Source organism: Paenibacillus chungangensis, assembly GCF_042675905.1.
GTDB classification, from domain to species: domain Bacteria; phylum Bacillota; class Bacilli; order Paenibacillales; family Paenibacillaceae; genus Pristimantibacillus; species Pristimantibacillus chungangensis.
The window spans coordinates 1-21,072 of sequence record NZ_JBHTJZ010000071.1; the positions used below are offsets into that span (position 1 = coordinate 1).

The window sequence follows — 21,072 nt, forward strand, 5'->3', positions numbered from 1 at the left end:
CTCGACTTGCATGTATTAGGCACGCCGCCAGCGTTCGTCCTGAGCCAGGATCAAACTCTCCATAAAAGAAGTTCGTTTGACTTGCTCATTACTTATATTGCTTTTCCATTAATCCATTAGAATTAACAGGGCAGTTTCGCTCGTTGTTCAGTTTTCAAGGAACAATCTCTTTCCTCTTGCGTATCGCCAATGTCTCAGCGGCGACTTTAATAATATATCACAGACAACTATACCAATGCAAGTCTTTTTTTGAATTTGTTTTTAAGAGTGATTAGTAGACCTTTTGAGCACTATATTTGCTGCTGTCTTTCACCATCTCAGCATTCTTTGCGCCGGCATCGATAGTCGTGTCGATTACGACCCACTCGCCGTTCAAGAACACTTCATTCCAAGCATGATATGTCTTAATGTCATCCGCTTCGCCCATGACCAGCTTGGTTGGAACATCCAGACTCCGCATCATAGCACCGAATAAAGCTGCATAACCGTAACATATATCTTTCTTCTCGCTCAAGGTTTGATCGATATCCGGCAAGTAATCGGTAGTCACCGTTTTAGCCAGCTTCTCATCATATTTAATAGTAGTGATAATAAATTGATAGATCGCCTTAACCTTTTCCGCATCCGTTTCCAGCCCTTTGGTCAGCACAGCCGCTTTCTTAATGGCCTCGTCCGTGCTTGTCCACTTCACATTTTGCACCGAGTTCAAGTAAAGCTTGTTGGCGTCCTTCAGCGCCAGCTGAACATATTCGCTCTTTAAGACCTTATAAGACTTCTCGGACAGATGCTCCAGCACCAGCACTCTATACTTGCCATTGCCCATCTGGAGAGGAAACGATTCCTCGTCGTCCCCGCTATGCAATTGGTATGTATAGCGCTGTTCGCCTTTCATAATCATAACTTTAGTTTTCACATTCGGCTTTACTGCATACTTGACCGTCACAACACCTTTATCGAGCTCGCTTGTATCCAGCCACTTCCCGTTGTTCCCGTCCGCAGCTGTCGCCATTCCAGTAGGAAGAACGAGCATAGCCACGCAAATCATGATCAATAAGTGCTTGCGCATAACAAATAAACTCCTTTCGGTAGCCAGGCTGCCATCCGTTGGAAGGCCCTTTAGCTTTGCGTCCCTACCTTTCGATAGGTTTGCCATTGTCGTATGAGTTTGTTCTCTCGTTCACCCAGCGTGTATATTTCGACAGGGTTGTATGTTTATACTACCATATTATTCAAATCTCGCAATCCATTAATTCAAAAAAACCTCCACATCCGCTTAAATCAGCGAACATGAAGGTTCAGATCTAGCGTATCCTATGCATCCCTCATATGAGGGAACAGCAGCACATCTCGGATGGATGGTGCGTTAGTCAGCAGCATCACGAGACGGTCTATGCCGATTCCTAACCCGCCTGTCGGAGGCATGCCGTGCTCCAGCGCGCGTATGAAGTCATCGTCCATATCATGCGCCTCGTCATTGCCTTGCTCCTTCTCCTCCAGCTGAGCTTCGAAGCGTTCGCGCTGATCGATCGGATCATTAAGCTCCGTGAACGCGTTAGCGTGCTCTCTCGCTACAATGAACAGCTCGAAGCGGTCTGTAAAGCGTGGATCCTCCTCGCTCTTCTTGGCCAGCGGGGAGATCGCCACAGGATGGCCGGTCACGAATGTCGGCTGAATCAGCGTATGCTCGCAGAACTTCTCGAAGAATGCATTCACGATATGACCGAAAGTCATATGCGGCTCCACCGGAACCTTGTGCTCCTTCGCCAATGCATGCGCTTCTTCATCGCTCATTGCTACACTAAAGTCTACACCGGTCGTTTCTTTCACCAGCTCTACCATACTCACCCGACGCCATTGCGGTGTAAGATCCACGTCATGATCACCATATTTAATCTTCATGGTACCAAGCACATCTTGCGCGATATGAGCGATCATACTCTCTGTAAGAGCCATAATATCTTTATAATCCGCGTATGCGGCATACAATTCGATCATAGTGAACTCAGGATTGTGGCGCGTTGAGATGCCTTCGTTGCGATAGACACGTCCGATCTCGTACACCTTCTCCAGTCCGCCAACGATTAGACGCTTCAGATGGAGCTCGATCGCTATTCGCATATACAGCTCCATATCCAGCGCATTGTGATGAGTGACGAATGGACGTGCAGCCGCTCCGCCGGCAATGGTATGGAGAGTCGGCGTCTCGACCTCCAGATAGCCTAATGAGTCCAGATAGCGGCGCATCGATTGAATAATGCGGGAACGCGTAATGAATGTCTGCTGGACGTCGGGATTAACGATCAGATCGACATAGCGCTGACGATAACGCAACTCCACATCTTTCAAGCCGTGATGCTTGTCCGGCAAGGGCAGAAGTGACTTGGTCAGCACTTCGATACATTCCGCTTTCACTGACACTTCGCCGGTGTTCGTTTTGAATACGACTCCTTCAACGCCGATAATATCGCCGATATCAAGCAGACTGAACGCGGCGAATTGCTTCTCTTCCACCGAATCCTTGCGCACATAGATTTGAATTCTTCCGCTCAAATCCTGGATATGGGCGAAGACGGCTTTTCCCATTCCGCGCTTCTGCATAATACGACCGGCAATGCTCACTTTAACGGCGCGTTCTTCAAGCTCCGGCTTACTTACCTCTTCATATTCTTCCAGGATGGCTTGCGCATGATGCGTGCGCTCGTACTTGCTGCCGAACGGATCGATGCCAAGCCCCCGCAACTCGTCCAATTTGTCTCTACGAATCTGCAGGAGTTCACTCAACTCCTGACCGTTGTCATTATGCTCATGTTCCAAATGAATTCATCTCCTCTAAATCTGGCGGTGAACGTTCAAAAAGCTTCCGGCACGGAAGCTTTCCAAACGATGACTGGCGCACCTTATTTTTTAATATCGATTATTTTATATTGTATAACGCCCGCAGGCACATTCACTTCGACAACCTCGCCTTTTTGCTTGCCCAAGATCGCCTTGCCGACAGGACTTTCATTTGAGATCTTGTTCTGAAGCGGATCGGATTCCGCAGTGCCTACAATCGCGTATTCCATCGTGTCGCCTAATTCCATGTCTTCCACTGTGACGATAGAGCCGATGCTGACCGTATCCACATCAATCTCATCGTTGTTAATGATTCGGGCATTTCGGAGCATCTTCTCCAAAGTAATAATTCGCCCTTCGATGAAAGCTTGCTCGTTTTTGGCATCCTCATATTCCGAGTTCTCGCTAATGTCCCCGTAGCCGATCGCGATTTTGATCCGTTCCGCCACTTCACGACGCTTAACAGACTTCAGGTTCTCCAGTTCATCTTCAAGCTTCTTCAGACCGTCTTGAGTCAGAATGATTTCCTTATCGCTCATCTTCCCGATTCTCCTGTCATGTGACTAATTTTCATACGTTGTATGAATTCACTTTACCTAAATATATTACGCATGATTTCCAACATACCTATGTCTGCGCAAGTTAAGTTGTTCATGGGGATTGATATTGCACGATTATATTGCAAAATCACCCCGAATGTCAATCAAAGCCAACCTGTATTTTGAAACCGTTTCCGCATGGTTACATTGCCGCAGCATGACAAGGAAAAGGCGGAGCGTCGCTTCCTGTTGCTAAGAATGCTATACTTCCTTTCCCTCCATGCAATTGGCTAGTGTGCGGCTATATTCGATGTGCCCGCCATCTGTAGTCTGCCATTCGACACGGCGAATTCCCCATCCCCATCACAGTCCAAGGAATCAATATAATCCTTCAGAATCTCCACCAATCGATCCCGGCTCGTCTCTTCCATAATGATATCCTTCACGCGGGCAGCGCCTGGTAGGCCCTTTAGATACCAAGCTAGATGCTTCCTCATCTCGCGGACAGCCACCGATTCATTGCGCAATGCAACAAGGCGGTCCAGATGCAAAATAGCTACATCCATCTTCTCACGCGGAGTGGGATCGCCTAGCAGCGCACCCGTCGTCAAATATTGAATCGTGCGGTACAACATCCAAGGATTGCCCAGAGCGCCTCTTCCAATCATGACGCCATCACAGCCCGTATGTTCCAGCAGTCTGCGCGCATCCTCAGGAGAGAAGACGTCGCCATTTCCGATAACCGGAATGGAGACAGCATCCTTCACGTCTCTGATAATATCCCAGTTGGCCTTACCCGTATACAGCTGTTCCCGCGTTCTGCCGTGGACGCTGACGGCTTTGCCGCCTGCCCTCTCCACAGCTTGCGCGTTCTCCACAGCGTAGATATGCTCGTCGTCCCAGCCGATACGCATTTTGACCGTAACAGGCTTATCGACAGCAGCCACGACGGCAGACACCATCTCATATATCTTGTTTGAATCAAGAAGCCAGCGAGCGCCTGCATCGCATTTGGTCACCTTGGGCACCGGACAACCCATATTAATATCGATGATGTCCGCATTCGTCCCTTTATCAACGACCTTGGCCGCTTCGACCAACGACTCCCTGTCCCCTCCGAATATTTGGAGGCTAAGCGGTTTCTCCCGCTCATCGACATAGAGCATCTCCATCGTGCGTTTGTTGCCATGCAGGATCGCCTTGTCGCTCACCATCTCGGCGCAGACCAGACCAGTTCCGAATTCCTTGGCAATTAAGCGAAAAGCGGGATTGCACACGCCGGCCATCGGCGCAAGTACCACTTTATTCTTCATCTCGATGTGTCCGATTTTCAGCATGTCGCTCCTTACTCCTCCTTAACTGACATTAATTCTTCATAGCTGATTCCCAGCGTCTGGGCGATATGTTGAAGCAACCTGGGATCGTTCTTCCGCGTTCCGCGCTCCAATGAACCCAGCACCGCTACCGATACGCCGAGTTCCTTGGACAACTCCAGCTGCGTGTATCCCTTCAGCTTTCGAAAGGCTCTGACTCGTTGAGCCAATTGATTGTTTTCCATAGGGTGATGCCTTCCTTTCCTGCCTGTGTCGCCGCAACAGACGATGTCGCAACTTGCTCATGCAGCGGATGCGCAACATTGAGCACATCATACAGCGGAACAAGTACGAATGACCGTTCCATCATGCGAGGATGCGGCAGCGTCAGCTCCTCTTGATCCATTCTGACATTATCGTATAGTAGCAGATCAAGGTCAATGGTTCTCGGCCCCCAGCGCTCATGGCGAATTCTTCCCAGCTCCTGCTCGATCCGGAGTCCGGTTCGCAGTAATGATAAGGGAGTCAGACCAGTAGCAACGGCAACGACCATATTAAGGAATGGCGGTTGCTCCGTATACCCGACGGGATCGGTCTCGTACATGCCGGATACACGATTGACAGTGATACCGGGCTGGGCATGCAGCCGCTGAATCGCCTTCATGAGCAGCGATTCGCGATCTCCCATATTGGAACCGAGAGCGATGTATGCCTCGGACATATTGCGTAAGCTCTCTTGTCCAGCCGTCGTACCTATGCTGGAGCCCGGCTCCTTCATATTATGCTCGTACGATATTGCCATGCTCGTCCCGCTTTCTTCGCAGCTGTACCGATACGCCGTCAAAGTGTATATCGAATGGCGGGTGCGGTTTCGTTACACCTACCATCACTTCATTTACCATAGTATAAGCTTCAAGCACCTCTGATGCAATGTTCCCTGCCAAAGTCTCAATCAATTGAACAGGAGGCCCTTCCACCATTTTTTTGACTACACTATGAAGCTCGGCATAATTCACGGTATACTGCAAATCGTCAGTCACTGCCGCCTGCTCCAAGTCCAGGTAAAGCTCCAAATCGACGGAATATTGCTGTCCCAGCTTGTTCTCCTCGGGATACACGCCATGATAGCCGTAGAACCGCATCCCCTTCACCTTCATTTTATCCATCTTTGCTACATTCTCCTTTATCGGTATTGAATGGCGTCTACCATACGAACGGTACGCTTGATGGCCGCGACGTCGTGTACACGGACAATCTGACAGCCATGCATAATTCCCACCGCCACAGTCGCGGCTGTCCCTTCGACGACTTCCTGCGGAGAGGCATTCAGCGTTCGCTGAATGAACTTCTTGCGTGATGTGCCCAGTAGCAACGGATAGCCCATGTCTGCTATATCCGACAAGCGACCCATAAGCTCCAGATTTTCTTCATAACTTTTGGCGAATCCGATGCCGGGATCAAGCCATATCCACTCGTCCTTGACACCTGCGGCTCTAGCCAGGCCTATGCTGCTTCGCAGGTCGGAGATGACATCGTGCACGAGATTCTCATATTGATGAGAATGCCTGTTATGGCTGATGACAACGGGGCAGCCGTATTCCGCAGCTACGGAAGCCATGTGGGGATCGCCTTTCAACCCCCATATATCATTAATAATGTGAGCTCCGGCCTCCAACGCAGCCTTAGCCGTCTCCGCCTTGTATGTATCGATGGACAACGGCACATGCGGCAGCTCTCGTCTGATTGCGGCAATAACCGGAATGACTCGGCGCTCTTCCTCCATTTGATCAATCTGTTCCGCTCCCGGCCGAGTCGACTCGCCACCGATGTCCAGTATATCCGCGCCCTGCTCCACCATCGCTACCGCATGGGCCACTGCAGCATCCGTTCCCAGATATCGCCCGCCGTCGGAGAAGGAATCCGGAGTGGCATTCAAGATACCCATAACAAGCGTTCTCCGTCCCAGCTGCATCGTGACTCCGTCGCCGAATTCATATCGCCTTTTCCTATATCTTGTACGATCATCTAACATCTCATAACGCTCCCTTTCCTTGACATGACCTTGCCGCAGTGCCCAGACTAGCCGTTATGGCATCAAGCTTCCCCTCCCACCCCTACTATGTACAGCTTATGTCATTCCGATAAGCGGCGAGCATCCGTCTGGTCACAGCTCCCGCTATGCCGCCGCTCACAGCAATATACTCTCCGTCCGTAGCAATAAGGGTCGTTACAGGCACAATCTCCTGTATGGAATTGGTCATCCATATTTCCTCCGCCCCCCGAAGCTGCTCCCAGGTGTAGAAGCCTTCTTGCACTTGCAGCCCCTCCAGCTCCGCCAATTCTATCACTCGCTTCCGGGTAACTCCTGGAAGAATGCCGGTAGCTATATCCGGTGTATACACGATGCCAGCGCGGTAGAAGAACAGATTGCTCACGATGCCTTCTGCCAGCCAGCCATCGCGGCTCAGCATTAGCCCCTCCGTTCCTGGAGCGATGTCATCGCCGTACGACAACAATTCTCTGCGGGCCAGAATGTTATTCATGTAATGAAGCGACTTGAAGCGGACGTTGCCTTCCGGCGTATTTCTCCTCGTATTCAACAGCCGCAGCGGCTTGCCGCGAAGCACCGCTTCCTCTGCGATTGCGGGCAGAGGCTTCACAAGCAGCAACACAGTAGGCTCGGTATAATCAGCACTAGGCAAGCCAAGTTCGGCAACCCCGGCACTGACGGTAAGCCGAATATAGCCGTCATTCAGCCCGTTCGCCTGCAGCAGCTGCCGCACCCATCTCTCCACCTCTTCCTCCGACATGAAGAAGGCGATGCCAAGTTCTTTGCAGCCAGCGTTCAGTCTCTTCATATGCGAACCCAACAAATACGGCTGTCCACCGTACGTTCGGAATGTCTCGAACAAGCCCAGTCCGTACAAAAAGCCGTGATCGTATACTGAGATCACAGCTTCGTCCGCTTCAAGCACTGTACCATTCAAGCCTACCTTCAAGCCGCTCATTGGACGACGCCGGTCCGATGATGCAGGAAGTTGCGCAGCATGGTCAAGCCATGCTCTGTAATGATGGATTCCGGATGGAATTGTACGCCTTCAATCGCATAGCGCTTATGGCGCAGTCCCATAATTTCACCTTCGGCCGTCTCCGCACTAATCTCCAGACATTCCGGCAAGGTGTCTCTCCGGACAATAAGTGAATGATAACGCGTTGCAGTGAACGGAGACTCCATCCCTTCGAACACGCCTTTGCCGTCATGATGAATCGGAGAGGTTTTGCCGTGCATCAGCTTGTCCGCCTTCACGACCTCTCCGCCGAACGCTTGCCCGATTGACTGGTGACCGAGACATACGCCGAAGATCGGAATCTCCCCCTTGAACCGCTCAATGAGCGCCAGGCTAATTCCCGCTTCGTTAGGCGTGCAGGGCCCCGGCGAGATTAGGAGATGATCCGGAGCGAGCGCTTCAATACCCGCAAGGTCAATCTCGTCATTCCGCTTCACCACAATCTCTTCACCCAGCTCGCCCAGATACTGTACTAAATTGTACGTAAATGAATCATAATTATCGATCACGAGTATCATTTTTGTTCCATCCCCCTTAATTTCCTCTCTCCGGCGAACCGCTCGCTGTATTGAATCGCCTTCCACAACGCTTTAGCCTTGCTTAGCGATTCCGTATATTCCCGCTCCGGGTCGGAATCGATGACGATGCCAGCGCCGGCCTGAATATGAACAAGCCCGTCCTGGACAGCCATCGTTCTAATAATAATATTAAATTCCATATCGCCATTGTAGTCAATCCAGCCCATCGATCCTGTATAAGGCCCGCGCCTGACCGGCTCAAGTTCCTCAATAATCTCCATTGTGCGGATTTTGGGCGCTCCCGTAATTGTACCGCCTGGGAAGGTCGCGGCAATGACATCGAAGGCATCCCTGCCCTCGGCAATCGTCCCTTCCACCTGTGAGACCAGATGCATCACATGAGAATAGCGCTCAATAACCATTAGCTCCTTCACCTCGACCGATCCGTATGCCGAGATGCGACCCAGATCGTTACGCTCCAAGTCCACAAGCATAATATGCTCCGCCCGTTCCTTCTCATTGCTCCGCAGCTCCTCAATGAACCGTGCTTCCTCTTCTTCCGTACGTCCCCGCCTGCGCGTTCCTGCAATCGGTCTCGCCGCCAGACGGCCATCGGTCAACTTCACCAGAAGTTCAGGTGATGCGGACACCAGTTGAAAGTCAGGACAACGCAAAAAACCCATATATGGAGAAGGATTGAACAGTCTGAGCCATTCGTAAAGCTCTTCCGGGGGTGTAGCTGTTCGGCGGCTCTGCCGCTGCGACAGATTCACCTGAAAGACGTCGCCTTGACCGATATACCGCTGTATAGATCTGACCGCATCCATGAACGCTTCCTTGCCGAACGGAGAACGGATGCCGGGCATGCTCTCAATATCGATATGGAGCGTATCATTCTCCATAAGTGTGCGCCTGTTCCTTCTCATCTCTCTGGCTCTGGCGACTGCGCGTTCCTCCTCGAACCAGGTAAGCCAATAGTCCGACATGCCCTCCGCTCGGGACATCGCCCGCTCATAGACCACCCGAACGGCAGCTTCAGACATGTCCGGACTTACTGGGCTATGAACGGCGCAATATACGATTCCCTTCTCATGATCCACAACCCACAGTTCGTTCATGCGCAAGAACAGATAGTCCGGCAAGTGTGTATCATCTTCGGCAAGCATAGGCAGCCGCTCAATCGTCCGTGCGATATCGTAGCCCCAGAAGCCGACGCAGCCTCCCAGCCAGCGCGGTCCTTCGTGCACTCTCGGGCCTCGGGAAGTGCCCAGCCACTCTCTCACCACTTCCAGAGGCTTTCCCGTCCACTTCCGCTTCTCGCCGCTCTGCTCCTGGAGACCTGCGAATGCGACCGATTCGGCCGCCAGCCCCTTCCCGCTAATGAAGCCATCCGGATGAAGACCCAAATACGTATATCTTCCATTCTTGCCGCTCTCCAGCACGAACGAATACGGAGAAGCATCCTGCCACGCCTCCTCCCAAGAAGCTATAGCGTCTTCACCTCCCAATGGCAACTCCTTCAGCAACGGCAACGTCGTATAGATGCCTTCGGCGTGCCACCGAACCCATTGCTCCCAAGCGGTGACCATCACCTCTAACCCCCGATCATGTTGTTTGTTTCGCTAAGTATACAAAATCGCGGGACAAAAGAAAAGCGCCCTCCACTCCGAGGAATGGAAGGCTCTGCACAACATAGAATCAGTTCTCAAAGTTGAATAAAGGGGTGCTGAGATATCGTTCACCGTTACTTGGCACAATGGCGACGACGCGCTTGCCTTTACCCAGCTCCTTCGCCACCTTCAACGCTGCGTAGATCGCTGCACCGGAAGAGATGCCGCATAGAATGCCCTCTTCCTTCGCCGCACGGCGCGCATATTCGAATGCGTCTTCATTCTCTACCGCAATTACGCCGTCATAGATTTCGCGATTCAGGATATCCGGCACAAAATTTGCACCGATGCCTTGAATTTTATGAGGTCCCGGATTGCCGCCGGACAATAATGGGGATGCAGCCGGTTCGACCGCATACACCTTGACACCTTCGAAGTTCTGCTTCAGCACTTCTCCGGCGCCCGAGATCGTCCCGCCCGTGCCGATGCCTGCAATGAATGCATCCAGCTTGCCGTCCAGCGAGTTAATAGCCTCTACGATTTCCGGGCCTGTCGTCTCGCGATGGATCTTTACATTGGCCTGATTCTTGAACTGTTGAGGCATGAAGTAGGAAGGATTCTCCTGAACCAACTCTTCCGCCTTGCGAACCGCTCCGTTCATCCCTTCCGATCCCGGGGTCAATACCAGCTCTGCCCCATAAGCGCGAAGCAGATTGCGGCGCTCCACACTCATTGTCTCCGGCATGACCAGTATCGCCCGGTATCCCTTGGCCGCCGCCACAAGAGCAAGACCGATACCGGTATTGCCGCTGGTTGGCTCGACAAGGGTATCGCCCGGCTTAATCCTTCCTTCTTGCTCGGCAACCTCCACCATGCTAATCGCAATTCTGTCCTTTACGCTAGCACCAGGATTCTGATACTCCAATTTCACATATATTTCCGCGCTGTCTTCAGACACCAAGCGATTGAGACGTACTAAAGGCGTATCTCCGATAAGTTCCGTAACACTCTGCACAATTCTGGCCATGAACGAAAGCCTCCCTATTCCGACTAAAATAGTTGGTTTTTATTATTTCCATCTTATCAATGTCAGAGTCTGGTTGTCAATAGCCTTCTTGGCGATCTGGCCGATCCGCATTCCTTGCCCTTGGCCCCTCATCTCAACACGACTGCCCCATGCTTCTGCAGCAGTTCTTCCTCCAGCTTCTTCAACGGCTTCGCCCGCTCCAGCGCCAGCTGCTTGCGGACGGTATCCTGTATCCTGCGCCCGTTCATCTCATCCAGCACATTCCTTCCGGACAATTGAACGATACAGAACCCTTCACTATCACTCATCGCAATCGGTCCTGCAATCTCTGCTACTTCCATCTCTCTCGCCGCTTGAAGCATCGCTTCATCATAGAATGGGTCGTCGGCTTCGATGATGCCTAGATCGCCGCCCATGCCGGATGTGAACTCATCCAGCGAGTAAGCCGCTGCCAGTTCATCGAACGGTTCCCCATCCGCCAAGCGCTCCAGCAGATCCAGCGCTTGCGCCTCCGTTGCTGTTACGATCCACTGCAGATGAAGCTGCAGCCGCGGCTCGAATTGCTCCGGATGCATAGCGATATACTGCTCCACTTCTTCATCCGTGACGACAATATCCCGAATGGCCAACTTCTCCATGAGCAAGCGATACTTCGTATCGCGCCTCACTTCCTGCTTCGACATGCCGAGCTGTTCCTTCATGACCTTCAAGAACTGCTCCATCGTGTCATAGCCTTCCGCTGCGGCGGCCAGCTCCCTGTCAAGCTCTTCATCCATTACGCGCAGGCCTGTCGCTTCCGCCTCCAGATCCACCGCACGGCGCAGCAGCATGGCTCGAAGCACCTCATCGCCATATTGCCTATAGAGCTCTTCATTCAACTGCTGCCGCGTGATGGAGAGATTCCCTACTTTCGCAACATCCTCTCCGGCATGATCCCCGGACTGGCTTTGGGAATCGCTGCCGCCGTCATCCGACAATGCTGGCGGATCATTCTGTATATTGCTTCTTTGAGCTGGGAGCGGCCATATCTTCACCATGACGGCCCCTGTCAGGGCAATCATGCATACCGCCTGAATCATAACGACCGTTTTCAACCAATTATATCTTCTCATGGCACGCTCCCCTCCGCTTACGGGGATGTCTTCGATTGCGCTTGCACCAGCAGCTCTTCCAGCTTCGGCTTGTCGAATGAATACTTCTCATTGCAGAAGTGGCATACGATCTCGGCATGCCCGTCTTCTTCCAAGATGCTCTTCAGCTCTTGTTCACCAAGATTGACCAACATCTGAGTCACACGCTCATCGGAGCACTGGCAGCGGAAGCGAAGCTCCATCGTATCGTGAACAGTCAGTTCACCTTCACCGACCAGCCACTCCAGAATACTCTCCGGTGTCTCGCCTTGGTCCAGCAGCGACGTTACAGGCGGCATGGCGGCGACCGCCTGCTCCAGTCTCGTCAGCTCTTCATCGGCCAGACCCGGCATGACCTGCACAATGAATCCTCCGGCATGGATAACCGAATTGTCCGTATCGACCAGCACTCCGACGCCTACAGCGGAAGGCGTCTGCTCGGATACCGTGAAGTAATAGGTGAAATCCTCGCCTAACTCGCCAGATATAATTGGGCTGCTGCCACGATATGGCTCCTTCAGGCCCAGATCCTTGATGACGTGAATGTGTCCGCTCGTCCCTACCGCTCCAGCTACATCCAGCTTGCCTAGCGAATTGCTGGCGTGATGGGCTTGCGGATGATCAATGTAGCCGCGCAGGTCCCCGTCCGCATTGGCGTCGACGACTACCGCTCCGATCGGCCCGTCTCCCTTCACCTGGATCGTCAGCTTCTCCTTGCCCTTCAGCATCGCTCCCATCATCGCTCCCACTGCAGCCGTGCGTCCTAATGCAGCCGTTGCGGTTGGAAAGCTGTCTTGCCTGCGACGCATCTCTTCTACAAGGTTAGTCGTGCGTACCGCGAACAGACGAAGCTTGCCGCCCCATGCCGTTCCGCGGACGAGCACGTCCTTCAAACCGTTATTCATGATTGTCCCTCCTGATTTCGTTCATATATGATCCGCAACCCCTCCAGCGTTAGAAGATGGTCCACCTCTTGTATCGTGTCTGATTCCTCCGCAATGAGATCCGCCAGTCCGCCAGTAGCCACCACTTTCGGGGATACCCCGAATTCCGAACGGATTCGATTGACGATGCCGTCCACCTGTCCCGCATAGCCGAATACGATACCCGCTTGCATCGATGTTATCGGGTTGCGGCCGATTACGCTCTTCGGCTTCACCAGTTCGATGCGCGGCAGCTTGGCCGCTCGCTGGTATAACGCCTCCGTAGAAATGCCGATGCCCGGTACAATTGCTCCTCCCAGGTAGCTGCCGTTCTGGTCAATGTAATCAAAGGTAGTCGCCGTGCCGAAGTCTACAATAATTAATGGCGCCCCATACTTCTCAATACCGGCTACCGAGTTGACAATACGATCGGCGCCGACCTCCCTTGGATTCTCATAGCGAATATTCAATCCGGTCTTCACTCCCGGTCCAATGACGAGAGGAGCCTTCCTGATATAAGTCTGACAAAGCTGCTCCAGCGTTCTCATCAGAGGCGGAACAACGGAAGAAATGACGACTCCTTCAATGGATGCAATCGACACACCGACATGGTGGAACAAGTTGTGAAGCGCCATACCGTACTCATCTGCGGTGCTGGAACGGTTCGTGCTAAGCCGCCAGTGATGCTGCAATTCACATTCCTTGTAGACCCCGATGACAATATTAGTATTGCCTACATCAATGACCAGAATCATTGTGATTTACCGCCCTTCTTCTCATTCAGATCGAGACTGATATCAAGTGCAGGAACAGAATAGGTCAATCCCCCCACCGATATCACATCCACACCTGTCGAAGCGATGGCATGAATCGTCTGCAGCGATACGCCGCCTGAAGCTTCGGTCACGATATGGGGCGCTCTCTCCTTGATGTAGGTGACAGCCTGCTTCATCAGCTCCGGCGGCATATTGTCCAGCATAATGATGTCCGCTCCGCTGGCCAGCGCTTCCTCTACCTGACTGAGCGATTCAGTCTCCACCTCGATCTTCATCGTATGGGGAGTACCTTCACGGGCAGCTTCTACAGCCGTACTAATGCCTCCGGCCCCTTTAATATGATTATCCTTGATCATCACGGCGTCATAGAGACCGAAGCGATGATTATATCCACCGCCTACACGCACGGCATATTTCTCCAGCATACGAAGACCCGGTGTCGTCTTGCGCGTATCGACCAGACGGACAGGCAGGCCCTGCAGCGCATCGACATACGCGCTTGTCTTCGTGGCAATACCCGACAAGCGCTGCAACAGATTCAGCGCCAGCCTCTCGCCCATCAGCAGGCTCCTCGTACTGCCTTCCACCTCGGCAAGCACCGTTCCATAGCTGACCTTCTCCCCATCCGCTACATGCGCTTTGAATACGAGAGTGGGATCTACCGCCTGAAAGACAAGACGGGCAACCGGAATGCCGGCTGCCAGACCATTGTCCTTCACATGAATAATTGCGACAGAACGGGCGGATGCGGGAATCGTCGTCTCCGCCGTCACATCCCCGCTTCCGATATCTTCTGCCAGCCAGCTCTTGATCTGCTCCCGCAGTTGCTGCTGGCTATATCCGTCAGCCTTCCAATCAAGCATCATGAATACGCTCCTCCGTTATCCCTTCTGTACGATGCAATATCGTATGCTTCCGCCATACCAAGTCATCCTTCACGGGAAAGTCCTCCCGGTAATGCGCGCCGCGGCTCTCTTCCCGCATCAATGCCGCTTCCGCCGTCAGAAGAGCGCAAGTCAGCATATTCGCGAACTCCAGCTCTTCTCTCTCTGTCAGGATGGAGTGGAAGATGGGTAGCTGGCGCTTCAATTCCTCCAGCCCTTTCCGCAAGCCCTTCTCATCCCGCCTCAATCCGACGTAGCGTACCATAATCTTCTGAAGCTTCAGCCTTCGCTCCACGACCGCTTGCATAGAGACGCTGTCTCTCTCCTGTCCGCAAGAAATATGCGGCGCCGCATCTAGCGAATGCAGCTGCTCGATCCGCTTCACGATGCGGCGGCCGAACACGATCGCTTCCGACAAGGAGTTGCTCGCAAGCCGGTTCGCTCCGTGCACGCCGGTTGAAGATACTTCCCCACAAGCGAACAGACGTCTAATATTCGTCTCCCCGTTCAGATCGGTCCTGACGCCCCCCATCATATAATGCATGGCAGGAGCGACCGGTATCCAGTCTGTCGTCAGATCAAGTCCGTACTTCAGACAGTATTGGTAGATCGTCGGGAACCGATGCCTTACCCGATCGGCAGGCTCATGCGTAATATCCAGATAGACGAACGTCGACCGCGTCTCCTCCATCTCACTGACAATAGCTCGGGCCACAATATCACGCGGAGCCAGCTCCTGCTGCTCGTGATATCTCTCCATGAACCGCTCTCCTTTTATATTGCGCAGAACGGCGCCTTCGCCGCGCACCGCCTCTGAGATGAGGAATCTGGGCGCTCCCGGATAACACAGTGAGGTTGGATGGAATTGCAGGAACTCCATATCCCGGATATACGCCCCAGCGCGATACGCCATCGCAATGCCGTCTCCGGTAGCTACCTCCGGATTGGTCGTATAGCGGTAGAGTTGACCCGTTCCTCCTGAGCATAGAATCGTAGCCTTGCCCCGCACGAATACACGCTCGCCATCCGGCTTCTGCACAATGGCCCCGCAGCACTCGCCATCCTGCGTCACCAGGTCGATCGCGAAGTGCTCGTCCCACACTTCGATGCTGTCACTGGCCACCGCCTTCTCCGACAACGCCCTGACAATCTCGTAACCGGTCGCATCGCCATTGGCATGCAATATACGACGCTGGCTATGCGCTCCTTCCTTCGTCAGGGCGAACTGGCCGTTCTCCTGATCGAACTGCGTCCCCATCCCGATCAGGCTGCACACGCCCTCGGGCCCCTCGTGCACCAGCACATCGACCGCTTCTCCAGAGCACAAGCCCGCTCCCGCGATCAGCGTATCCTGCCGATGATAGGCCGGTGAGTCCTCATCGGATATCACTGCCGCTATACCGCCTTGTGCATAGCGCGTATTGCTGTCGAGCAACGATTTTTTTGTGATCATCAGCACCGAATGAAGCTCGCTAGCCCTTATAGCGGTAAAAAGACCGGCAATGCCGGCCCCGATTACAATAACGTCTCTATCGATTACTTTGAGCTTGTTGAGCTCTATGTCTACTAGGTATCTTGGTATCACGGCGGTTCCTCCACTTTCGCTTAAGCATGGGAGCAGCGCATGCTACTTCACCTGCAGCATGCGCTCCAATGACAGACGTGCTTTCTCCGCTACTTGAGGCGGTACATAGATTTGAGGCTGCATCGTCTCCAGACATTTGACGAGCTTCTTCAAATTATTAACCTTCATATTGGGGCAAACCAAATATTTCGAAGCGAAGTGGAACTTCTTGTCCGGACTGTCCAGACGAAGCTGATACCCCGTTCCATCCTCGGTGCCAACAATAAATTCCTGATAATCCGAATCGCGGCAATATTTCAAAATAGCCGTAGTGCTGCCTACGAAATCGCCAAGCGCCACCACTTCGGGTCGGCATTCCGGATGAACGACGAACTGCGCCTCCGGATACTTGGCCTTCATCTCCTCGACATCCTTTACGGTAAGCATGTCGTGTGTATTGCAGTAGCCTTCCCAGATGATCATATTTTTGTCCGTATTCTGCTGCACGTAATGACCTAGATTCTTGTCTGGAACCCAGATGACATCTTGCCCCTCTACGGAATTGACGACATTCACGGCATTGGCTGACGTACAGCAAATATCCGTCTCGGCTTTAATCTCTGCCGATGAATTAATATAAGTGACGACAGTGGCGCCGGGATGCTGCGCCTTCAGCTTGCGAAGACCCTCGACATTGACCATGTCGGCCATGGGACAACCTGCACGCTCGTCTGGAATAATGACCGTCTTGTTCGGCGCCAATATCTTGGCGCTCTCGCCCATGAAGTGGACGCCGCAGAATACGATAACCTCCGCATCGGTCTGCGCAGCCTTCTGGGCCAGCAGGAAGGAATCGCCTCGGAAATCTGCGACCTCTTGAATTTCGTCTCGCTGATAATAATGAGCTAGAATAATGGCATTGCGTTCCTTCTTCAATTGCATTAGCCGTTCACGCAGTACGCGGTTCTGCTCCGCCTTGCGCTCCAGTGCCAGTGCTTCCACGTTAATCCTCTCCTCTTATGAGGGATGGGACGATATGTGAGAATAATCACTTTCGCCCCATTCCATTGTACGGCGATCGCCTCTACTTTGTGAATTGATGCACAAAGTCATGGAGGCGTTCGCCTTTCGCTGCATAGTTCGTTTAATTAAGATTAAATTTACACTTGGCAGGAAGGTCTGTCAATGGATGAAAGGGCATTTCATAGCATTATTTCCCGATCGGAGCCCCCGTCACCGTCTTGCAGGATCATAAGGCTGTCCCAGCGCAGCTGGAGCTTGCGTTCTGCCGGCGGCAGCGGCGAGCACAACTAGCGTTAGCACATAAGGCAGCATATAGAACAGCTCTGACGGCAGCTGTCTGGAGAATTCGAACAACTGCACGAAGTTGCGAACGGCACTCGCAAGTCCGAAGAAGAGTGCCGCACCTGCAAGACCTATCGGATTCCATCTGCCGAATATAAGCGCCGCAAGCGCGATAAAGCCTTGCCCCGATATCGTATTGTGGGCAAAACTGCTGGTCGTGGTCAGTGTAATCGTCGCGCCGCCAAGCCCAGCTAGCGCACCGCTCAGCATGACACCGATATAACGATATTTGGCCACATGGATGCCAACGGTATCCGCCGAGCTGGGATGCTCGCCGACCGCTCTTAAGCGCAGTCCGAACGGCGTCATGTACATTACGACGTAGCTGACGGCGACCAGCACAATGGCTAGATAGGTTGTGGGATAGGCCCTGAACAGTCCCTCCCCGATAATCGGAATGTCCGACAGTCCGGGAATGGGCATTTTGCCGAACACATACTGCAGCTGCCTTGTCTGGGCAGACTCGTTATACAAGCTGCGCGTGAAGTATATAGCGGAGCCAAGCGCCAGTATATTGATCACGACACCGACAACCGTCTGATTCGCACGGAACGTCACGGCGGCAACAGCATGCAGCAACGAGAACAGCACGCCGTACACTGCAGCAGCCGCAAGGCCGACCCAAGGCGACAGAGCGCCGAACCCCGCGTTCGTGGCATAATCCGTCATGACAGCGGCGGCGAAGGCGCCCGACACCATCAGACCCTCCAGGCCGATATTAATCACGCCCGATCGCTCGGAGTACATGCCTCCAAGCGCGGCAAAAATAAGCGCCGTCGAAAAAACGAGCGTAATATTCAACAGTTGCCCCGCAATGTCTACGAAATTCATGCCGCGTTGCCTCCTCTTCTCTTGTCAGCCCTGGCCCTGCCAGACATTAACGGCTTCACTAATAGCAGGACAATGCCGTGGGCGGCTACGAAGAAAATAACGGAACCAATTACGATTCGCACAATCTCCGACGGCACTCCCGCTCCGAAGCTCATGCCCGCAGAGCCATACGTCAATCCCCCGAACAGCATCGCCGCAAGCAGTACGCCGATCGGCGAATTGCCTCCCAGCAGCGCCACGGCAATCCCGTCAAAGCCGTATCCCCAGTAGGACGCCATAATCGTCTGATTGCCGAATACGCCCAGCACTTCGAACACGCCTCCAAGACCGGCGAACACCCCGCTGTAGAACATCGATTTCAAGATGGTGCGATTGACGTTCATGCCCGCATATAGCGCGGCATCGGGATTCAGCCCTACCGCTCGCAGCTCGTAGCCTTGCTTCGTCCGCCACAGCAGCACGTAGAAGATCGCAATGCAAATCAGTCCGACTACGGTGCCCCAATGCATGCGCGCACGATCCATCAGCTCTACGAGCCAGTCGATCGACATCAGCGCCGATTCGTGAATCGGCTTGGACTTCTGCTGCCCTGGCTCCATCAGGTAGCGGGATACAATATAGTTGGCCAAGTACAAGGCAATCCAGTTCAGCATAATGGAGGAGATCACCTCGTTCACGCCGCGCCGTGCTTTCAAATAGCCGACAAGACCTGCCCATAGACCTCCTAACAGAGCGCCCACTACAACGGCAAGCGGCCCGTGCACATACCAAGGAAGCTTCAGAGTTACGCCGATAATGGTCGCTCCCGTCATACCCATTATGAACTGGCCTTCTACGCCGATATTGAACAATCCCGTCCGAAAGGCGAATGCCACGGCGATGCCGGTGAATAGAAGGGGCGTTATGGCGCGAATCGCTTCGCCCATATGATACGGGCTGCCGAATATGCGGTCAAATAGCGAGAGATAAGCGACAATGGGATTATAACCGCCCGCCAGCATGGCAATCGCTCCTACAAGCAGGCCCAGCAAGATCGATACAAGCGGAACCAGCAGCGAGGAAGGGGTGAACATCTTCCTGATCCCATCCGACATTAGCGCGTTCCTCCCTTCGCCAGCTTCCCGTTCGACAGATCGGTATGGCCGGACATCAACAAGCCCAGCTTCTCATCATCCCGATGCGTCGCATCCACTTCCCCCACGAGCCTTCCCTCGTACATGACGACGATCGTATCGGACAAGGCGTACAGCTCGTCCAGCTCGAACGAAATAAGAAGAATCGCCTTTCCTTCCTCCTTCGCCTGCAGCAGACGGCTGTGTACATATTGTATAGCCCCGATATCCAGGCCACGCGTCGGCTGCACCGCAATGATTAGCCCCGGGTCTTTAACCATCTCCCTGGCGATAATCGCCTTCTGCTGATTGCCTCCCGACAATGCTCTGGCGGGCACATCTATTCCTGAAGTACGAACGTCGAACTCCCGGACCAACGATTCCGCCAGCTTATTCATCGCCTTCTCATCAATGAAGCCCGATCGACCGTACTGCGGCAAATAATACGTATTAAGAATCATATTCTCGCTTAGTGTGAAGTCCAGCACCAGACCGTGCTTATGCCGGTCTTCCGGAATATGTCCCAGCCCGGCATGAGAGATCGTCCGGGGCGTCGCGTTCGTTACGTCCTTGCCATCAAGCTTCACGCTGCCTTCGCTTATCTTACGCATACCCGCTATAGCGAATACCAGCTCGCTCTGTCCGTTGCCATCCACTCCGGCGATACCGAGCACCTCTCCGGCACGAACCTGCAGACCGATGCCGTCCAGTACATCCCTTCCTTGCTCTCCCTTCAAGCGAAGCCCCTGAACTTCCAGCACCACTTCTCCGAACGTCCGATTGTTCTTATCTCTTGCTTCCATTTGCACTTCGCGGCCTACCATCAATTCCGCCAACTGGCGCTCATCTGTATCGGCGGTTCTCACCGTTCTGACCAACCTTCCTCTGCGAATCACCGTCACCGTGTGGGCAATCGCCATGACTTCTCGCAGCTTGTGGGTAATGATGATGATAGACTTGCCTTCCGCAGCCAGATTTCTCACGATCTGCATAAGATCGTCGATTTCCTGCACGGTCAGCACCGCTGTCGGTTCATCCAGAATGATGATATCGGCGCCCCGATACAGGGTTTTCAGAATTTCAACGCGCTGCTGCATGCCCACAGTTATATCGGAGATGACCGCTTCAGGATCGACCTTCATGCCATATCGCTCCGAGAGCTCCTTCACGTTGTCATTGGCCCGCTTGTAATGAAGCGAGATACCGCGGCGCGGCTCGTTGCCCAGTACGATATTCTCGGCTACCGTGAACGGCTGCACAAGCTTGAAGTGCTGATGCACCATGCCTATGCCAAGCGCAATAGCGTCGGCGGCGCCATGAATGACTGTTTTCCGTCCATGAATCCATATGTCTCCTTCATCGGGCTGATATAAGCCGAACAAGATGTTCATCAAGGTGGACTTGCCTGCCCCGTTCTCGCCGAGCAGAGCATGAATCTCGCCGCGATGAAGCTGCAGATCGACCGATTCGTTCGCGACGAATCCCCCGAACCGTTTCGTAATGCCTTGCAGCCGTACTACTTCTTCGCTGAAATCCGCCATATCAGCGCATCCCCTTTCTTGCCTTGCCGCCCTTGC

At 53.2% G+C, this 21,072-nt stretch carries 21 protein-coding genes, 1 rRNA gene and 1 riboswitch; all 22 genes read right to left on the minus strand.

The annotated features are described in order from the left end of the window. Positions 1 to 66, minus strand: a 16S ribosomal RNA gene (locus tag ACFQ2I_RS22230); the annotation flags it as partial. A gap of 205 nt (positions 67 to 271) precedes the next feature. Beyond that, complete coding sequence (locus tag ACFQ2I_RS22235; protein WP_377568218.1) at positions 272 to 1,066, minus strand: transglutaminase domain-containing protein; 795 nt, start codon at positions 1,064 to 1,066, stop codon at positions 272 to 274. 15 nt (positions 1,067 to 1,081) lie between these two features. Beyond that, positions 1,082 to 1,161, minus strand: a riboswitch (cyclic di-GMP riboswitch). Positions 1,162 to 1,311: 150 nt separating this feature from the next. Continuing rightward, the gene (gene lysS, locus ACFQ2I_RS22240) at positions 1,312 to 2,814 is read right to left on the minus strand and encodes a lysine--tRNA ligase (RefSeq protein WP_377568220.1); all 1,503 of its coding nucleotides are present in this window, start codon (positions 2,812 to 2,814) and stop codon (positions 1,312 to 1,314) included. A gap of 83 nt (positions 2,815 to 2,897) precedes the next feature. Next, positions 2,898 to 3,374: a transcription elongation factor GreA gene (greA, locus tag ACFQ2I_RS22245; RefSeq protein WP_377568222.1), complete on the minus strand. Its 477-nt coding sequence runs from the start codon at positions 3,372 to 3,374 to the stop codon at positions 2,898 to 2,900. Positions 3,375 to 3,664: 290 nt separating this feature from the next. Then, positions 3,665 to 4,711, minus strand: a complete 1,047-nt coding sequence (gene dusB, locus ACFQ2I_RS22250; RefSeq protein WP_377568224.1) for a tRNA dihydrouridine synthase DusB — start codon at positions 4,709 to 4,711, stop codon at positions 3,665 to 3,667. 8 nt (positions 4,712 to 4,719) lie between these two features. After that, positions 4,720 to 4,932 carry a helix-turn-helix domain-containing protein gene (locus tag ACFQ2I_RS22255; RefSeq protein WP_377568226.1) on the minus strand — a complete coding sequence of 71 codons (213 nt, stop codon included), beginning with the start codon at positions 4,930 to 4,932 and terminating at the stop codon, positions 4,720 to 4,722. Beyond that, on the minus strand, positions 4,884 to 5,408 hold the full coding sequence (gene folK, locus ACFQ2I_RS22260; RefSeq protein WP_377568420.1) for a 2-amino-4-hydroxy-6-hydroxymethyldihydropteridine diphosphokinase: 525 nt from the start codon (positions 5,406 to 5,408) through the stop codon (positions 4,884 to 4,886). Before folK ends, ACFQ2I_RS22255 begins: the two co-directional genes overlap by 49 nt. Before the next feature lie 58 nt (positions 5,409 to 5,466). Further along, positions 5,467 to 5,853 carry a dihydroneopterin aldolase gene (gene folB, locus ACFQ2I_RS22265; protein ID WP_377568228.1) on the minus strand — a complete coding sequence of 129 codons (387 nt, stop codon included), beginning with the start codon at positions 5,851 to 5,853 and terminating at the stop codon, positions 5,467 to 5,469. A 17-nt stretch (positions 5,854 to 5,870) separates the two neighbouring features. Beyond that, entirely contained in the window at positions 5,871 to 6,719 is an 849-nt protein-coding gene (folP, locus tag ACFQ2I_RS22270; protein WP_377568230.1) for a dihydropteroate synthase, read from the minus strand. A gap of 85 nt (positions 6,720 to 6,804) precedes the next feature. After that, complete coding sequence (gene pabC, locus ACFQ2I_RS22275; protein ID WP_377568232.1) at positions 6,805 to 7,695, minus strand: aminodeoxychorismate lyase; 891 nt, start codon at positions 7,693 to 7,695, stop codon at positions 6,805 to 6,807. Then, entirely contained in the window at positions 7,692 to 8,273 is a 582-nt protein-coding gene (gene pabA, locus ACFQ2I_RS22280; RefSeq protein ID WP_377568234.1) for an aminodeoxychorismate/anthranilate synthase component II, read from the minus strand. Before pabA ends, pabC begins: the two co-directional genes overlap by 4 nt. After that, a complete protein-coding gene (locus tag ACFQ2I_RS22285) occupies positions 8,270 to 9,862 on the minus strand; it encodes an anthranilate synthase component I family protein (protein ID WP_377568236.1) in 1,593 nt (530 codons plus the stop codon). Before ACFQ2I_RS22285 ends, pabA begins: the two co-directional genes overlap by 4 nt. Positions 9,863 to 9,971: 109 nt before the next feature. After that, positions 9,972 to 10,910, minus strand: a complete 939-nt coding sequence (cysK, locus tag ACFQ2I_RS22290; protein ID WP_377568238.1) for a cysteine synthase A — start codon at positions 10,908 to 10,910, stop codon at positions 9,972 to 9,974. A 128-nt stretch (positions 10,911 to 11,038) separates the two neighbouring features. Next, complete coding sequence (locus ACFQ2I_RS22295; RefSeq protein ID WP_377568240.1) at positions 11,039 to 12,022, minus strand: peptidyl-prolyl cis-trans isomerase; 984 nt, start codon at positions 12,020 to 12,022, stop codon at positions 11,039 to 11,041. A gap of 17 nt (positions 12,023 to 12,039) precedes the next feature. Beyond that, entirely contained in the window at positions 12,040 to 12,945 is a 906-nt protein-coding gene (hslO, locus tag ACFQ2I_RS22300) for an Hsp33 family molecular chaperone HslO (RefSeq protein WP_377568242.1), read from the minus strand. Beyond that, a complete protein-coding gene (locus ACFQ2I_RS22305; protein ID WP_377568244.1) occupies positions 12,942 to 13,718 on the minus strand; it encodes a type III pantothenate kinase in 777 nt (258 codons plus the stop codon). Before ACFQ2I_RS22305 ends, hslO begins: the two co-directional genes overlap by 4 nt. After that, positions 13,715 to 14,602, minus strand: a complete 888-nt coding sequence (gene nadC, locus ACFQ2I_RS22310) for a carboxylating nicotinate-nucleotide diphosphorylase (protein WP_377568422.1) — start codon at positions 14,600 to 14,602, stop codon at positions 13,715 to 13,717. The genes ACFQ2I_RS22305 and nadC overlap by 4 nt, the downstream gene beginning before the upstream one ends. Then, positions 14,595 to 16,208, minus strand: a complete 1,614-nt coding sequence (gene nadB, locus ACFQ2I_RS22315; RefSeq protein WP_377568246.1) for an L-aspartate oxidase — start codon at positions 16,206 to 16,208, stop codon at positions 14,595 to 14,597. Before nadB ends, nadC begins: the two co-directional genes overlap by 8 nt. A 42-nt stretch (positions 16,209 to 16,250) precedes the next feature. After that, the gene (nadA, locus tag ACFQ2I_RS22320; RefSeq protein WP_377568248.1) at positions 16,251 to 17,189 is read right to left on the minus strand and encodes a quinolinate synthase NadA; all 939 of its coding nucleotides are present in this window, start codon (positions 17,187 to 17,189) and stop codon (positions 16,251 to 16,253) included. A gap of 231 nt (positions 17,190 to 17,420) precedes the next feature. After that, the gene (locus ACFQ2I_RS22325; protein ID WP_377568250.1) at positions 17,421 to 18,383 is read right to left on the minus strand and encodes an ABC transporter permease; all 963 of its coding nucleotides are present in this window, start codon (positions 18,381 to 18,383) and stop codon (positions 17,421 to 17,423) included. Further along, positions 18,380 to 19,477: an ABC transporter permease gene (locus tag ACFQ2I_RS22330; RefSeq protein ID WP_377568252.1), complete on the minus strand. Its 1,098-nt coding sequence runs from the start codon at positions 19,475 to 19,477 to the stop codon at positions 18,380 to 18,382. The genes ACFQ2I_RS22325 and ACFQ2I_RS22330 overlap by 4 nt, the downstream gene beginning before the upstream one ends. Then, on the minus strand, positions 19,477 to 21,036 hold the full coding sequence (locus ACFQ2I_RS22335; RefSeq protein WP_377568254.1) for an ABC transporter ATP-binding protein: 1,560 nt from the start codon (positions 21,034 to 21,036) through the stop codon (positions 19,477 to 19,479). The genes ACFQ2I_RS22330 and ACFQ2I_RS22335 overlap by 1 nt, the downstream gene beginning before the upstream one ends. Positions 21,037 to 21,072 lie beyond the last annotated feature (36 nt).